The 15,967-nt window shown below is 59.4% G+C and carries 17 protein-coding genes; 11 read left to right on the forward strand and 6 right to left on the reverse strand.

Annotated features, from left to right (window positions below):
• The 11 genes from HYX42_RS04630 to HYX42_RS04680 form a co-directional block, all read left to right on the forward strand.
• On the forward strand, positions 1–111 hold a 111-nt coding region (locus HYX42_RS04630; RefSeq protein WP_293400430.1), incomplete at its 5' end, for a hypothetical protein.
• 64 nt (positions 112–175) lie between these two features.
• The gene (locus HYX42_RS04635) at positions 176–1,339 is read left to right on the forward strand and encodes a methyl-accepting chemotaxis protein (protein ID WP_293400350.1); all 1,164 of its coding nucleotides are present in this window, start codon (positions 176–178) and stop codon (positions 1,337–1,339) included.
• A gap of 27 nt (positions 1,340–1,366) precedes the next feature.
• On the forward strand, positions 1,367–1,753 hold the full coding sequence (locus tag HYX42_RS04640) for a bacteriohemerythrin (RefSeq protein WP_293400352.1): 387 nt from the start codon (positions 1,367–1,369) through the stop codon (positions 1,751–1,753).
• Between the two features lie 47 nt (positions 1,754–1,800).
• Positions 1,801–2,169 (forward strand): response regulator, encoded by a 369-nt coding sequence (locus HYX42_RS04645; RefSeq protein WP_293400354.1) that lies wholly within the window; start codon positions 1,801–1,803, stop codon positions 2,167–2,169.
• Positions 2,170–2,209: 40 nt separating this feature from the next.
• Positions 2,210–2,521: an STAS domain-containing protein gene (locus HYX42_RS04650; protein WP_293400356.1), complete on the forward strand. Its 312-nt coding sequence runs from the start codon at positions 2,210–2,212 to the stop codon at positions 2,519–2,521.
• Positions 2,522–2,568: 47 nt separating this feature from the next.
• The gene (locus tag HYX42_RS04655; protein WP_293400358.1) at positions 2,569–4,749 is read left to right on the forward strand and encodes a chemotaxis protein CheA; all 2,181 of its coding nucleotides are present in this window, start codon (positions 2,569–2,571) and stop codon (positions 4,747–4,749) included.
• A gap of 44 nt (positions 4,750–4,793) precedes the next feature.
• Complete coding sequence (locus HYX42_RS04660; RefSeq protein WP_293400360.1) at positions 4,794–6,443, forward strand: methyl-accepting chemotaxis protein; 1,650 nt, start codon at positions 4,794–4,796, stop codon at positions 6,441–6,443.
• Between the two features lie 11 nt (positions 6,444–6,454).
• Positions 6,455–7,036, forward strand: coding sequence for a chemotaxis protein CheW (locus tag HYX42_RS04665; RefSeq protein WP_293400362.1), 582 nt, complete (start codon positions 6,455–6,457; stop codon positions 7,034–7,036).
• Positions 7,037–7,103: 67 nt separating this feature from the next.
• Positions 7,104–7,823, forward strand: coding sequence for a protein-glutamate O-methyltransferase CheR (locus HYX42_RS04670; protein ID WP_293400364.1), 720 nt, complete (start codon positions 7,104–7,106; stop codon positions 7,821–7,823).
• A gap of 1 nt (position 7,824) precedes the next feature.
• Positions 7,825–8,346 carry a chemotaxis protein CheD gene (locus tag HYX42_RS04675; RefSeq protein ID WP_293400366.1) on the forward strand — a complete coding sequence of 174 codons (522 nt, stop codon included), beginning with the start codon at positions 7,825–7,827 and terminating at the stop codon, positions 8,344–8,346.
• The gene (locus HYX42_RS04680; protein ID WP_293400368.1) at positions 8,343–9,407 is read left to right on the forward strand and encodes a chemotaxis response regulator protein-glutamate methylesterase; all 1,065 of its coding nucleotides are present in this window, start codon (positions 8,343–8,345) and stop codon (positions 9,405–9,407) included. Before HYX42_RS04675 ends, HYX42_RS04680 begins: the two co-directional genes overlap by 4 nt.
• An 8-nt stretch (positions 9,408–9,415) precedes the next feature.
• On the opposite strand, the gene HYX42_RS04685 is transcribed toward HYX42_RS04680, so the two are convergent.
• From HYX42_RS04685 to HYX42_RS04710, 6 genes are all read right to left on the reverse strand, one after another.
• Positions 9,416–11,950 carry a [protein-PII] uridylyltransferase gene (locus tag HYX42_RS04685; RefSeq protein WP_293400370.1) on the reverse strand — a complete coding sequence of 845 codons (2,535 nt, stop codon included), beginning with the start codon at positions 11,948–11,950 and terminating at the stop codon, positions 9,416–9,418.
• A 22-nt stretch (positions 11,951–11,972) separates the two neighbouring features.
• The gene (map, locus tag HYX42_RS04690; RefSeq protein WP_293400372.1) at positions 11,973–12,794 is read right to left on the reverse strand and encodes a type I methionyl aminopeptidase; all 822 of its coding nucleotides are present in this window, start codon (positions 12,792–12,794) and stop codon (positions 11,973–11,975) included.
• A gap of 25 nt (positions 12,795–12,819) precedes the next feature.
• Positions 12,820–13,155 (reverse strand): GGDEF domain-containing protein, encoded by a 336-nt coding sequence (locus tag HYX42_RS04695; RefSeq protein ID WP_366931135.1) that lies wholly within the window; start codon positions 13,153–13,155, stop codon positions 12,820–12,822.
• Positions 13,136–14,902 (reverse strand): methyl-accepting chemotaxis protein, encoded by a 1,767-nt coding sequence (locus HYX42_RS04700; RefSeq protein ID WP_366931136.1) that lies wholly within the window; start codon positions 14,900–14,902, stop codon positions 13,136–13,138. The genes HYX42_RS04695 and HYX42_RS04700 overlap by 20 nt, the downstream gene beginning before the upstream one ends.
• A gap of 21 nt (positions 14,903–14,923) precedes the next feature.
• A complete protein-coding gene (locus tag HYX42_RS04705; RefSeq protein WP_293400436.1) occupies positions 14,924–15,406 on the reverse strand; it encodes a chemotaxis protein CheW in 483 nt (160 codons plus the stop codon).
• 405 nt (positions 15,407–15,811) lie between these two features.
• Complete coding sequence (locus HYX42_RS04710; RefSeq protein ID WP_293400374.1) at positions 15,812–15,955, reverse strand: hypothetical protein; 144 nt, start codon at positions 15,953–15,955, stop codon at positions 15,812–15,814.
• Positions 15,956–15,967: the final 12 nt, after the last annotated feature.

Below are 15,967 nucleotides of genomic sequence, written 5' to 3' on the forward strand. Positions count from 1 at the left end.
GCCGGCGTCAAGATCACCGATGAGGAGCTTGCGGCGATGGCAATCGAGCGCGACGAGTTCCATGGCGAATGGAATTACCGCATCCGGCCGAGGGGGCGGTCGACGGCCTAACTGTTCAAGTTATTTTTGCTTGACTCCTAATGACCGACCCCACGGGTATGCATGGGGACAAGCGATGAAAAATCTGGACATTGCGAAGACCTCCGCGATCTATCCCGTTGCCCTCGCATTAGCCGGCGCATTGGTCATGCTGATCGTAGGTGACGGTCACCTGGAGGCCATATTGGGTGCAGTTGCGCTCTTTGTCGTGGGTGTCTGGACGGGCAGGGTGTTGGCCGCCCGCGATGTTGCGCTCCAACAGGCGGTGCAGCAATTGGTGACAGAGCAACATCGCTTTGGTGTGGAGGTGGCGCCTGTGTGGAGTGGGCACATCGAGTCCTCGCGCGCACAAATGGAAAACGCTATCTCGGAGTTGTCACTGCGTTTTGCCGGCATTGTCGACAATTTGGCTGAAGCATTGCAGACAGCCAATGTGCATTCTGCACTGGATGCTAACCATGGAAGTGACAACAGCCTGATTGCCGTGTTCGCGCGGGCCGAGGAGGAGCTCAGGGGCATTGTTGCCGGGCAAAGAGCCGCAATGGGCAGCATGTCCGCCATGCTGGACAAAGTGCAAGGTCTTGACCGGTTCACCGATGAACTGCAAAGCATGGCGCACGAAGTCGCCAAGATTGCCCAGCAATCCAATTTGTTGTCGTTGAATGCCGCCATTGAAGCTGCGCGGGCAGGAGATCTGGGCCGCGGATTTGCGGTGGTCGCAAAGGAATTTCGCATGCTGGCCACTCAGTCGGGAGACACCGGGCGCAATATTGCCGCCAAGGTGAAGGTCATTAGCGCCGCGATTGCAGATGCCTGTAACGTGGTACGGGACTCTGTTGTGCAGCGGGAAGAACGGGTGCAAATAACAGAAACGACGATTAGTCATGTTCTTAGTGAAATCAAGGATATCGCGAGCGGTCTTGAGCAGTCCAGTGCGCTTCTAAAGAGCGAAAGCATTGCGATCCAGTCCGAAGTAGGACAGGCTCTTGTGCAATTGCAGTTTCAAGATCGCGTCAGCCAGATCCTGAACCTGGTCAAGGCCAACATCGAACACTGGCCCACATTCCTGGATGCTCGGTTGCAGCAACTTGAGCAGGGCGCAGACGTTTCTTCGCTGGATGCGCAGGAATTTCTTGAGGAACTCAAGAAGACCTATGTGATGAAAGACCAGCATGTGGTTCACGCCGGTGGCACTGTGCAGGCCACGGCCAAGGTCGACGACGAGATTACTTTTTTTTAGTCCCCAAAGTCAGGTAATACCACCATCATGAACATCGAGTGGCAAGACAGCTATTGCATCGACAACGACCGTATCGACGCGCAACACCGGCAGTTATTTGCACAGGCCAATGCTGTTTTCGAAATGAACGGGCAGGCCGGCCAACGATTGGCAATCATGCAGCTTTATGCCCACATTCGCACCCATTTTGCAGACGAAGAGGCACTGATGCGGGAAGTCAAATTCCCCGAGTACATGTCTCACCGCCAACTGCACAACGACATGCTGGCGCGTATGAACGCCATCAGCGCTTCCATCGGCAGGAAACACGCCACCGACGAAGAGGTCCGCAGCTTCATGACCGAGTGGCTACTGGGGCACATTGCCCAAGAAGACGCCAAGATTGCGGCCTACGTGCGTCAACTCACTTGCTAGCGATTTTCTATCTTTCAACCCCTATCGCACCAAATCAGGTTATCAACATGGCAAAAACCATCATGATTGTCGACGACTCTGCATCAATCCGAACGGTGGTCGGCATTGCTTTGCGAGGTGCTGGCTATGACGTCGTCGAAGCCATCAACGGCCAAGATGCCATCAACAAGCTGACGGGTCAGAAAATGAACCTGATCATCAGCGATGTCAATATGCCCATCATGGACGGCATCACCTTCGTCAAGCAGGTGAAGACCATGGCAGCCTACCGCTTCACGCCCATCATCATGCTCACCACCGAATCGGATGAGTCCAAGAAGCGTGAAGGCCAGGCCGCTGGCGCACGGGCCTGGGTGGTCAAGCCGTTCAAGCCGGAGCAGATGCTGGGTGCCGTGCAGAAACTGTGTCTGCCCTGAGCCGCGCTATACGAGGTAATCCATGTCAAACGAAACTTCCATGAGCCAGATCGACCTTGCTATTGAAGGCGAACTCAGTATCTACCGTGCGGATGAGCTCAAGCACGCGTTGATTGACCCTATGAACAATGGCATCCGCATGGTCGTCAATCTGGCTGGTGTGACCGTATTTGATACCTGTGGCGTGCAACTGCTGATGCTGGCCAAGCGCACAGCCAACAAGGTGGGCGCTGAGCTCAATCTCGTCGGGCACAGCCCGGCCGTTCTGGAGGTATTTGAGCTCCTCAACATTGCGGCTTTCTTTGGTGATCACCTGGTCATTGAGCCGACGGGAACCCCTGGCAAAGCGTGAATTGGCCACACAGCGAAATTGACCTATTGAAGCGAAGAAAATTTGTCATGAACCTCGACCAAGCCCTGCTGATTTTCATTGCCGAGAGCCGTGAATTGCTCGAAGACATGGAAAGCTCCCTCCTGTCACTGGAAGCGGCCGATGAGAAGACCGAGCTCATCAATTCCATTTTTCGTGCTGCCCATACGATCAAAGGCTCATCCGGGCTGTTCAGTCTCGACCATGTGGTCGCATTCACCCATGTGGTGGAAAACGTGCTGGACCGCGTACGCTCCGGTACCTTGACCATCGGTGACGATCTGATCGCAACCTTATTATTGTGCTGCGATCACATCAAGTCCCTGATCGATGGTGTGGAGAAAGGGCAAACCGAAGCGGACGCAGCCTCTACCGAAGCCGGTGCACCGTTGCTGCTGCAATTGCATGCGGTTTTGGGAGCGTCGGCATCGGCCAAAGGGGCGTTGGTTGCGGAGCCCGAGATCGACGCCACACAGCGCATCGCCGGCAAGGGTTCAGGGTCCGACTATTGGCACATTTCGCTGCAATTTAGTCCGGAGGTCTTGCGGCTGGGGATGGACCCTTTGTCCTTTCTGCGCTATCTGAACACGATGGGGCACATTGTCGACATCCTGACCCTGCCCGACAAATTGCCCGATGCAGCCAGCATGGAACCGGAGGCCTGCTACCTTGCGTTTGAGCTGGAGTTTGATTCATCGGCCGACAAGGCCAGCATTGAGCGCGCGTTCGAGTTCGTTCGGGACGACTGCACGTTGCGCATCGTGCCTCCGAATAGCCGGGTTGAAGAATACATTCGTCTGATCAAGGATTCACCGGATATTGCAGAACGGATCGGTGAGCTGCTGGTACGCAGTGGTGCGCTGACCCGCCAGGAGCTGGCGGCCGCTTTGGATATCCAGGCGGACTCTGTGCCGGGCCGCCAAATCGGCGCCATCCTGGTCGAGCAACAGGCGGTTCCGTCCGAGGTGGTCGATGCCGCGCTGCAAAAGCAAAAGCAGGTGAAGGAGGTGCAGGCCCAGGAGAGCCGCTCCATTCGGGTGGACGCCGACAAACTCGACCACCTGATCAATCTGGTTGGCGAATTGATCATTGCTGGGGCCAGCGTCAACATGATTGCCCATCGCGCCAAGGTCATTGAGCTGGAAGAGGCCACCTCCAAGCTGTCCTCGCTCGTCGAGGAGGTGCGTGACAGTGCCTTGCAGTTGCGCATGGTCAAGATCGGCGCGACCTTCAGCCGGTTTCAGCGCGTGGTGCACGATGTCTCACGTGACCTTGGCAAGGACATCGCACTCATCATTGACGGTGAAGAAACCGAGCTGGACAAGACGGTTGTCGAGAAGATTGGCGACCCGCTGATGCATCTGGTGCGCAATTCCATGGACCATGGAATCGAAAATGCCGAGTTGCGGCAGGCCCGTGGCAAGCCGGCACAGGGGGTTGTCAAGCTGAATGCCTATCACGACTCGGGCGCCATTGTTATCACCGTGCAGGATGATGGAGGCGGTTTGAAGCGGGACCGCATTCTGGCTAAAGCCGTCGAGCGCGGACTTGTCGAAGCGGGGCAACACTTGAGTGACTCCGAGGTATACGGCCTGATCTTTGAACCCGGGTTCTCCACCGCCGAGCAGATCACCAATCTGTCGGGCCGCGGAGTGGGGCTGGACGTGGTCAAGCGCAACATCGCGGCCCTGCGCGGCACGGTTGGCCTCACCAGCCAGGAAGGCGTTGGCACCACGGTCACGGTGCGTCTTCCGCTCACGCTGGCGATCATCGACGGCTTCCTGGTGGAAGTGGGCAAACGCGTGTTTGCCATCCCGCTGGACATGATCGAGGAATGTGTGGCCTTCACCGCCGAGCCGGGGCATGACTACACCAATTTGCGGGGCCAGATATTGCCTTTCATCCGCCTGCGTGAGCTGTTCTCCATCCAGGCAGCACCACCAGTGAAGGGAGAGAACATTGTGGTCCTCAAGTATGCGGGTCAGAAAGCCGGGCTTGTCGTTGACACCTTGCTCGGTGAATTCCAGACCGTCATCAAACCCCTGGGACCTGTGTTCAGCCACGTAGCCTGCCTGAGTGGCTCGACCATTTTGGGCAGTGGCGATGTGGCCTTGATTCTCGATGTTCCACAGCTGATCCGCAGGGCAACCGGTGGCCAGCCTAGTGGACTCAGTAGCGTCGCTCTCAAGTCCGAGACGCGAATTTCGTAAAAGCTTCCATGAAGCGTTGGTGTTTTTTTATCAGGAGTAATGCAATGTTAAACAACCTCAAACTCGGAGTCAGGCTGGGAATCGGCTTTGCCATTACCCTGATCTTGCTGATCACCATTGCGTTTACGAGTTATGCCAGATTGGGCGCATTGAACAGCGAAATTGAAAACATGGTCAATGACAAGTTTCCCAAGACCGTGTTGGCCAATGACGTCATTGACGCGATCAACAATATTGCACGCCAGTTGCGAAATGTCTACATCATGACGGGCAGTGAGCGGACCAAGGCGCTCGATGCCATTCCGGAACAGCGCAAGATCATCACGGATCGGCTGGACAAGCTCGAGAAGATCGTGACATCCGACAAAGGTCGTGAGCTCCTGAAGGAAATCCACACAGCGCGTACAGCCTATGTGGTCACCCAGGACCAGGCCCTCGAGATGATCAAGACCAATGCCAAACAGGCAGACTTTGCCGCCCTGCTCTCGGGAGACCTGCGCAAGACTCAGGGTGCCTACATGAAGGCTGTCAATTCATTGATTGCTCTGCAGACACAGTTGATGGAAAAGGCCGGCAAGGAAGCGGATGAGTTGGTGACATCGACGGAAAAACTCATCATCGTGTTGGGTACCGCTGCGGCCCTGTTGTCGATGCTGGTTGGCTGGCTCATCACACGCAGCGTGCTCAAACAACTGGGAGGTGAGCCGGACTACGCCCGCGACATGGTGGTGCGCCTCTCCGAAGGCGATCTGACGATGAAACTGGAAACCCATCCCAAGGATAACTCCAGCCTGCTTTACGCGATGAAGATGATGGTCGGCAAGCTCTCCGAAGTGGTGGCCGATGTCAATGGCGGCGCGCAAGCATTGGCCAGTGCATCCGAAGAAGTCAGCGCCACGGCACAGTCGCTGTCACAGGCAGCCAGCGAGCAGGCTGCGGGAGTGGAGGAAACATCGGCGTCTATCGAGCAAATGACGTCCAGCATTGCCCAGAACACCGAAAATGCCAAGGTGACGGAAGCCATGGCCAGCAAGGCGGCCCAGGATGCCTCCGATGGTGGTGAGTCGGTCAACGCCACCGTGGCGGCCATGAAGCAGATTGCCAAGAAAATCAGCATCATTGACGACATTGCCGCGCAGACCAATTTGCTGGCGCTCAATGCTGCCATCGAGGCGGCACGGGCAGGTGAACACGGCAAGGGCTTTGCGGTGGTAGCGGCCGAAGTGCGCAAGCTGGCTGAACGCAGCCAGGTGGCCGCGCAGGAAATTGGTGAAGTGGCCACCAGCAGCGTCGAATTGGCAGAAAAGGCCGGCATATTGCTTGAACAGATGGTGCCCGCCATTCGCAAGACGGCTGACCTGGTGCAGGAGATTTCGGCCGCGTCCAGCGAACAATCCTCCGGGGTTGGCCAGATCAACTCGGCCGTGGGTCAGCTCAACCAGACGACTCAGCAAAACGCTTCGAGTTCTGAGGAACTGGCTGCAACCTCCGAGGAGATGAGCAGTCAGGCCGAGCAACTGCAACAGACCATGACCTTCTTCAAGATCGACGGCATGGGCAAGGTCAGTACCCCGCGCAAGAACGCGTCGGTGTCCAAGCTCAGCGCTGCCAAGCGTCCCGCGCTCAAGATCGCTGCCGCGAAGGCGGGGCCAGCCAGTGACGAGGTTGACGAATCGGTGTTCACGAAGTTTTGAGGGGAAGCCCCATGAACACCCTGGCTAATACGCAAGGCACAACGAATGCGCCGGTTGGCACCGCCGTCGCAGTGACAGCAAACGCCGTGCCTGTGGAGCACAAGCAGTACCTGACCTTCATGCTCGGTGGCGAGATGTTCTCCATCGGCATCCTGTGCATCCGGGAAATCATCTGGTATTCCAACCTGACCGAAGTGCCCATGATGCCGGCGTGCGTGCGCGGCGTCATCAATCTGCGCGGTGCCGTGGTGCCGGTGATGGATTTGTCCAATCGTTTCGGGAAACCGTCCACTCCGGTCACCAAGAGTTCCTGCATCATCATCGTCGAAGTGGGCTCACCCAACGAGGGCGAGCGCCAGAGCATGGGCGTGGTTGTGGACTCGGTGCAGGCCGTGCTGGAAATTGCGGCGAACGACATTGAACCGCCTCCGAGCTTTGGCGCCAAGATCCGCAGCGACTTCATTGAGGGCATTGGCAAGGTGGCCGGCAAGTTTGTCATCCTGCTCAACGTCAACAACGTGTTGTCGATGCAGGAGATTGGTGAAATGGGGCAGGCTGCTGCGGCTGCAACCGATGTGGCGGTGGCTGCATGAGTTTTGCTCGATGGCTGACACGCGGTTGAGCGGGACAGTTGCTCCCCATTGGTAATTGAGTCTGCACATGACGCCCATCACGGACAAGGAGTTGGCGCAGTTTCGGCGCTTCATCTTCGAAGCCGCGGGCATCACCATGTCAGAGCAGAAAAAGGCATTGGTGGAGGGACGCCTTAGCAAGCGACTGAGCTTTCACGGGTTGCAGAGCTTTGGTCAGTATTTCAATATGCTGACCTCTGGGGCCCATCCTGATGAAGTTCAGACCGCGGTGGATTTGCTGACCACCAACGAAACGTATTTTTTTCGCGAGATCAAGCACTTCGAGTTCCTGCGCAGGCAGGCGCTGGCCTGTCGCGCCCGCGCCCAGCCTTTTCGTGTCTGGAGCGCCGCCAGTTCCAGTGGCGAAGAGGCCTACAGCATCGCGAAAGCGCTCTACACCATGGAGCGGGCTCGCCACATCCCGTCAGAGTACCTGCGGCGTTTCTGCCTCAAAGGTTCGGGTGAGTACCAGGGGATGCTGCTGATCAACCGCAGTCTGCGCGACCACGTCCTGTTTCGCCAGGTCAATCTGAATGCGCCGCTGCCGAACCTGGGGCAGTTTGACGTAATTTTTTTGCGCAATGTGATGATTTATTTCAGCGACGACACCAAACGCGAAGTGGTGGCGCGCGTGATCTCGACTTTAAAGCCCGAGGGTTATTTCTGCGTCGGTCACTCGGAGAGCCTGAACAATATCAGCAATGCTGTGGAGTCGGTAGCACCATCGGTCTACCGGAAGGCGGTCTAACATGCACCGTATCGACGGCTTGATTGACATCTTTCTGCAACCGGGGGAGTTTTTTGTTGCCGATGCCGAGTATCAAATGCGGACCATGCTGGGCTCCTGTGTATCTATCACGCTGTGGCACCCCTGCGCGCGCGTGGGTGCCATGTCGCATTTCCTGCTGCCAACCCGTGGTGTGCCGGACAACCGCGACGGTCTTGATGCACGGTACGGCGACGAAGCGATGGAGCTGATGGTGGCGGAACTCAAGCAACTCGGCATTGCAGCCGGACAGTGTCAGGGCAAGGTGTTCGGTGGCGGCAACATGTTTCCGGATCATCTGAGCGCGGGTGGTTTGAATGTTGGCCAACGCAATGGCGAAGCAGCACTGGAACTGTTGAATCGCCACGGTGTCCCAATCCTGTCGGAGAGCCTGTTTGGCATGGGTCACCGTCAAATCATCTTTGATGTGCGCAATGGGGATGTCTGGTGTCACCAGGTGGCGCTCAACAATGCGGGCGATGAGCACGAGGGAGACCTGCTGTGACCGCGATCAAGGTCCTGGTCGTTGACGACTCGGCCGTCGTACGCCAGGTGGTGACCGGCTTGCTGGACGCGGACCCTGATATCGAGGTCATCGCAGCCTGTGCCGACCCCATACTGGCCATCGCACGCATGAAGACGCAGTGGCCCGACGTCATCGTGCTGGACGTGGAAATGCCGCGCATGGACGGCATTACCTTCCTGAAAAAGATCATGTCGGAGCGGCCCACGCCGGTGGTGATTTGTTCCACGCTGGCGTTGTCGGGAGCCAAGACGTCGGTTGAAGCGCTGGCCGCTGGGGCGGTGGCCATCATTACCAAACCCACGCTAGGTTTGAAGCAATTTCTGGTCAATGCCTCCGACGATCTGGTCACCGCCGTCAAGGCGGCCGCTAAGGCCCAAGTCAAGAAATACCAGCCGGTGGTGGCGCGCGAAAAGAACACGGCCGACGTCATCATGGCTGCTGCTGAGAAACCCACGGCCATGCTCCAGACCACCGAACGGGTGGTGGCACTGGGTACGTCCACCGGCGGCACGCAGGCGCTGGAGGTGGTGCTGACCAGCCTGCCCAGGGTGACACCTGGTATCGTGATTGTGCAGCACATGCCGGAAAAATTCACCGCCGAGTTTGCCAACCGCCTCAACAGCCTGAGCCAAATCGAGGTGCGTGAAGCCCAGAACAATGACCGGGTCACACCGGGTCGGGCGCTGATTGCACCGGGCGGCAAGCACATGCTGTTGCGGCGAACGGGGGCGCAATACTATGTCGAGGTCATGGACGGCCCGCTGGTCAACCGCCACCGTCCTTCCGTGGATGTGCTGTTCCGCTCGGTCGCCCGGTGCGCAGGCGCCAACGCCCTGGGCGTGATCATGACCGGCATGGGTGACGATGGTGCCGCTGGTCTGGCCGAGATGCGCACCGCCGGAGCGCACACGCTGGCACAGGACGAAGACAGCTGCGTGGTGTTCGGCATGCCCAAGGAGGCCATCAAGCATGGTGGCGTTGAGCGGGTGGTGCCGCTGAACGCCATCGGCCGTGAAATACTGGCGCAGCTTCGGATCTAACTTTGCTATCAAAAAAATAGCGTCTCGCGCAGAATCTCTTCCACCCGCTCACCCAGCGTGGCGACCTTGGCTAACTGCAAGTTCAGGTGGTGGCGCGCCAGCACCAGGGCGATGCTGTACAACAGACCCACGCGATCGCTGGCGGATACGTTGAGCAGCCAGCGCTGGCCTTTCTCGTCCGGCGCCAGCGTCACACGCGGAGCGATCGGGAAGCTCTTGACCCGGCGCGACACCCGGCCCCGGCTGGGCGAGGGCAGGGGACCGGCATCGGTGATGACCTTGGCCAGATCGTTTTCCAGCATGCTGGTGATCTCGCGGTATTCCTCGGGGCCGGCTGAGGTCACGATCTGGAAGGTGTCCAGCGCGTAACCGTTCTTGGCAGTGTGGATGCGGGCATCCAGAATGCTGAAGCTGCGCTGGTCGAAGTAGCCGCAGATGCGGGCAAACAGGTCGCTCTGGTCGGGTGTGTAGACCAGCACCTGCAGGCCTTCGCCTGCCGGTGAGCGGCGCGCCCGCACGATGGCCTTGCTGGAGCCCACCAGGCGCGAGAGCTGGCGTGTGTGCCATGCGATGTCGGCCGCGTCGTGGCGCATGAAGTAGCCCACATCCAGCGTGTCCCACAGCGGCTTGTGGGCCTCGAACGGCAGGGAGTGCATGTTGACCAGCACCAGGGCCTCGCGTTTGCGGGCTTCGACCTCGGCGTCCGGGTCGGGCGCGTGACCACCGAGCGCGCGGCTGGTCAGGCGGTACAGGTCCTCCAGCAGCTTGCCCTTCCACGCGTTCCAGACCTTGGGCGACGTGCCGCGGATGTCGGCCACGGTGAGCAGGTACAGGGCGGTGAGCTGGCGCTCGTTGCCCACGCGTTTGGCAAAGTCGGCAATGGTCTTGGGGTCGCTGAGATCCGACTTCTGCGCAATCTGGCTCATCGACAGGTGCTCACGCACCGCAAATTCGATGAGCTGCATATCTTCGCCCGCGAAACCATGCTGCTTGCAGAAGCGCCGCACCTCGACCGCGCCCAGGTGCGAGTGGTCGCCACCGCGCCCCTTGGCAATGTCGTGGAACAGCGCCGCCACATACAGCAGCCAGGGCTTGTCCCAGCCGCTGGCCAGTTGCGAGCAGAACGGGTACTCGTGCGCGTGCTCCACGATGAAGAAGCGGCGCATATTGCGCAGCACCATCAAAATATGCTGATCCACCGTGTAGACGTGGAACAGGTCGTGCTGCATCTGGCCGACGATGCGACGGAACACCCACAGGTAGCGCCCCAGCACCGAAGTCTGGTTCATCAGTCGCATGGCGTGGGTGATGCCCTGGGGCTCAAACAGGATTTTGCGGAAAGTCTCGCGGTTCACCGGGTCGCTACGGAAACTCCCATCCATCTGGTTGCGGGCGTTGTACAGGGCCCGCAGCGTGCGGGCCGACAGCCCCTTGACCCCCACGGTGGTCTGGTAGACCAGAAAGGTCTCCAGGATGGCGTGGGGGTTGCGTTGGTACAGGTCATCACTGGCCACATCAATCATGCCCGCCTTCTCGTTGAAGCGGTCGTTGATGCGGCGCGGCGCGTGGGTCGACGGGTAGAGGCGCTCCTCGATGTTCAGCAACAGGATCTGGTTGAGCTGGGCCACCGCCTTGGCCGCCCAGTAGTAACGCTTCATCAGCGCTTCGCTGGCGCGTACCACGGCGCGCCCCTTGGAGGCGCGCGCTCCGTGGCCAAAGCCGAAGGACTCTGCCACGGCGTTCTGCATGTCAAAGATCAGGCGGTCTTCCCGCCGATTCGCAATCAGGTGCAGGCGGGCGCGCACGCGCACCAGCAGGGACTCGTTGCGCCGGATCTGTTGCACCTCAAAGGGCGTGGCCAGGCCGTTGGCGGCCAGGTCGCTCCAGTCGTTGCCATAGCCGGCCGCCTTGGCCACCCACAGGATGATCTGCAGGTCCCGCAGGCCGCCGGGTGACTCCTTGCAGTTGGGCTCCAGCGAATAGGGGGTGTTCTCGTACTTGGTGTGGCGCTGGCGCAGTTCCAGTGTCTTGGCCACGAAAAAGGCCTGGGGGTCCATGGCGGCAAAGAAGGCCGTCTGGAATTGCGCTGCCAGCGCGGCGTCGCCGGTGATCAGGCGGCTCTCCAGCAGTGCGGTCTGGATGGTCACGTCACGGTGCGCCTCGGCCAGGCAACTGGAGAATGTGCGTACGCTGGAGCCGATCTCCAGTCCGGCATCCCAGCAACTGCCGATGAACGACTCGATGCGCGCCTTCAGCCCCGCATCGTGTTCCGGGTCATAGGCGTCGGGCAATAGCACCAGCACGTCCACATCGGAATGGGGAAACAGTTCGCCGCGGCCATAGCCGCCGACGGCCAGCAACGCAAAGGGCGACTGCAGGCCGGCATGCTCCCACAGGCGTTTGAGCGCGCTATCGGCCAACTGGGCCAGGCGGCCCAGGGTCTTGTGCACATCCCGCCCGGTCGCTCCCGAACGGACGATGGTTTGCAACAGTGCAGCCTTCTGGCTGCGGTACTCGGCGCGGATTGCCTGCAGGTCAGCCATGGATGCCGTGGGGGTGCGGCGATCAGGCGCTAACCTGGGCCGGTACAAAGGCGGGCGTGGGCGGTGTGCCCGCGGACACCGTCAACACTTCGTAACCGGTACGCGTCACCAGAATGGTGTGCTCCCACTGGGCCGACAGGGAATGGTCTTTGGTCACGATGGTCCAGCCGTCTTTTTCCGCTCCGTCCTTGATTTCCTTCTTGCCGGCATTGATCATGGGTTCAATGGTGAAGGTCATGCCTTCAACCAGCTTTTCCAGCGTGCCAGGGCGTCCGTAGTGCAGCACCTGCGGTTCTTCGTGGAAGATCCGGCCAATGCCGTGGCCGCAGAACTCGCGCACCACGCTGAAGCCCTTGCTCTCGGCAAATTGCTGGATGGCGTGGCCGATGTCACCGAGGTGGATGCCCGGCTTGACCATCTTGATGCCGTGCCACATGGCTTCGTAGGTGACGGCGCACAGTCGCTTGGCCGCGATGGACGTTTCACCGACCTGGTACATGCGGCTGGAGTCGCCGTGCCAGCCGTCCTTGATGACGGTGACGTCGATGTTGACGATGTCGCCTTTCTTGAGCGGCTTGTCATTGGGAATGCCGTGGCAGACCTGGTGGTTGATCGAGGTACACACCGACTTGGGGTAGGGCGTGTTGCCACCCCCGGTGTAGTTCAGCGGCGCGGGAATGCCGCCCTGCACATTGACGATGTAGTCGTGGGCCAGTTTGTCCAGTTCATTGGTCGTGACCCCTGGCTTGACGAACGGCGTCAGGTAGTCCAGAACTTCGGAAGTCAGGCGGCCGGCCACGCGCATGCCTTCGATGTCGCTGGCGTCTTTGTAGGTAATGGTCATCCAGCAATTATCCCAGAGGGGGCAATCACGCCGCGCGTATGCGGTTTCTGCCTCCCTGCTTGGCGCGGTACAGGGCTTCATCGGCGGCCACCAGCAGGGCGTTGAGGGTGTAGCCATGCTGGACGCCCACACTGACCTGGAAGCGGATGGTGGCGTCGCCACAGTCGATGGCGCTGGATGCCACGACCTCCCGCAGGCGCTCGGCCGCGCGGCAGGCGGCCTCCCGGTTGGAGCTGTCCAGCAGCACGAATTCCTCGCCCCGGTAGCGAATCATCAGGTCGCCAGGGCGCGCCCGCCGTGGACAAGCTACCTGCCCACAGGACAAGCCTGTGGGCATCCTGTCAAAAACTATCGAAGTCATCACCTCCGGCTTTCACGTCCCGATCATGCGCAACCTTGGGCGCTGCCGCAGGAGCACCCAGTGCGGCTGGCTTGGATGCAGCCTTGAACTTTGGCGCAGCCTTCCTGACCGGGGCAAGCTGCTTTGGCGCGCTGTGGCGCAATGGTGCGGCGGCATGATGGCTGGCGGACGCGAAGCCACCCTCGCCTTGTGCCAGCTTGAATGCCGCCACCGTGCCAACAAGGTCTTGCGCCTGTGTATTGAGGCTACTCGCAGCTGCTGCCATTTCCTCCACCAGTGCGGCATTTTGCTGCGTGGCCTGGTCCATCTGCGTGACAGCCTCGCCCACTTGGGCAACGCCCGCGCTCTGCTCGGAACTTGCCGCGCTGATCTCCCCCATGAGGTCGGTCACGCGGCGTATTGAGCCTACCACCTCGGTCATGGTGGTGCCTGCCTGGTCCACCAGCACTGTGCCCTGTTCGACCCGCTCCACGCTGGCGTTGATGAGGCTCTTGATTTCTTTCGCGGCGTCAGCACTGCGCCCGGCAAGACTGCGCACCTCGGTTGCCACCACGGCAAAGCCCCGGCCCTGCTCTCCCGCACGCGCCGCTTCTACCGCTGCATTGAGCGCCAAAATGTTGGTCTGAAAGGCGATGCCGTCGATCACGCTGATGATGTCGCTGATCTTTTTCGAGGAATCGTTAATGCCTTTCATGGTGTCCACCACTTGGGCCACCACCTCACCGCCCTTGACGGCCACGGCACTGGCACTCTGGGCCAACTGGTTGGCTTGGCGGGCGTTGTCGGAGTTTTGCCTGACGGTGGAACTGAGCTCTTCCATCGAGGCTGCGGTTTCTTCCAGTGCACTGGCTTGGCTCTCGGTGCGAGCACTCAGGTCTTGGTTACCTTGGGCAATTTCGGCGGATGCGGTGGACACGCTCTCAGACCCTTGGCGCACCGTTGCAACCACTCGCGTCAGCGAGGCTTGCATGCGGTCCATGGCGGCCATCACACTGGTGGTGTCACCGCTGCGCACTTGCGGCGGCGTCGTCAAATCACCATCGGCCACGCGTCTGGCCGCATCGCTCAGTTCGGCAGGCTCGGCACCGAGTGCCCGCGTCAGGCTGCGGGTGATGAGCACGCCGGCGACCACCGCGGCAACAACAACAAACAGACAAGCAGCAATCAGGGCGTTGCGTTGAGCGACATAGGACGCATCCGCTTCTTCCAACATTTTGGCGGAACGAGTGGCAGTGAGGTCAGCGTATTCCTGTGCAACCTTGACCAAGGCAGCCAGAAGTGGGCGACAGTCGTTGTTGATTTTGGCGATGGCCTCTTCATTCTTTTTATTCAAGGCCTTATCCACGATATCCAAGGCCACAGGCGCATAAGCCTTCTCGGTCTTGTCCATTTCCTCGATCAGGCGACGTGCCTCGGTTGAAACGTCCGGCGCTTCGGCCAGCTTTTTCAACTTGGCCATGCGCTCCGTGACATTTTTATGCGCATTGGCAACGATCTCTTTCTCGATGGCTACATCCTCGGGCTTGGTGACCAGCACCAAATTTCGCGCTGCGATGGCGCGACCATCGACTGCCTGCCGCACACCCGCCGCCAACGTGGCGCGCGCGTTGATGCCATTGACGTAGTCATCGAAGCGACTGTCGGCGTCGGCGAGCGTTTTCAAGGCAAACCCGGAAACGAGCAAAACCACCAGAGTAAGTCCACCAAACGCCCAAGTCAGCTTGGCGCGTACCGTCATATTGTTCATGTTGTTTCCCCTTTGAATGGTTTATTGAACCGTTGCAGAAATCAGTCCCATGTCGGTACTGGACATGAGTTTTTCGATGTCGAGCAGGATCAGCATTCGGTTTTCCAGCGAGCCAATGGCCAGCAAATGTTCGCTGCCAATAGCCGATGAAAACTCGGGCACTGGCCGCAGTTGATCGGGCGAGAGCGTGATCACATCCGACACGCCATCAACCACCATGCAAACGACCTGCCTGCCGATGTTGAGCACAATCACCACGGTGAAGGTGTTGTAGTTGACCTCGCTCTGGTTGAACTTGATGCGCATGTCGATGATGGGCACGATCACACCGCGAAGATTAACCACGCCCAGGATGTAAGCCGGGGCGTTGGCCATACGGGTTGGGCGCTCAAACGAGCGGATTTCCTGCACGCGCAAGATGTCGATGCCGTATTCCTCGTCTCCGAGCTTGAAGGCGAGAAACTCGCGAATGGCAAGTTCTGCCGACCCTGATTTCGTTGCCATGGCGTCGCTTGCCGCGACATCGGTTGGAGTCATGCTGCCACCCTCCCATTCTTAAAGTTGATGCAGCCCCATTTTGTAGATGATTATTCACCCCCCCTCTCTCTTTCTCCGTATTTACCCTAGGTCAATCCAGAGCACGCGAGCGGTGAAGCAAGGCCATGACAGCCAGTGCGTGGCCCCAAGACTACTGCCTTTAACGTGGCCCAACTTTGCGGCTCGCCGCTACAATCTGCATGACTTGTTCATTTGCTGCCGGTGCCCCCGGCACAACGGCCACTGGTTCGACCCTCGGGGCAACCTGCTGGGCGATATAGTCTCACATCCTTTGCGCCGCCGCCTTGAAATCGCACTCTTGTCGTCCTTCAATGCCGGCATCCATGAAGCCAAATTGGCGGAGTGTTGCTTTCACCAAGCTTGATACCCTTGATGCTGGGTCAGGCGGTTGAGCTTTTCCACGTAGCGCAGGGACACCAGCATGATCAGGCCGAAAGCGATGGTGACCGGCGCCAGGCTGACCACCAGGATCGTCAAGCCCATGACCGCGTCCATGGTTTTGGGGGG

The organism is Polaromonas sp. (genome assembly GCF_016185115.1).
Taxonomy (GTDB): Bacteria; Pseudomonadota; Gammaproteobacteria; order Burkholderiales; family Burkholderiaceae_C; genus Polaromonas.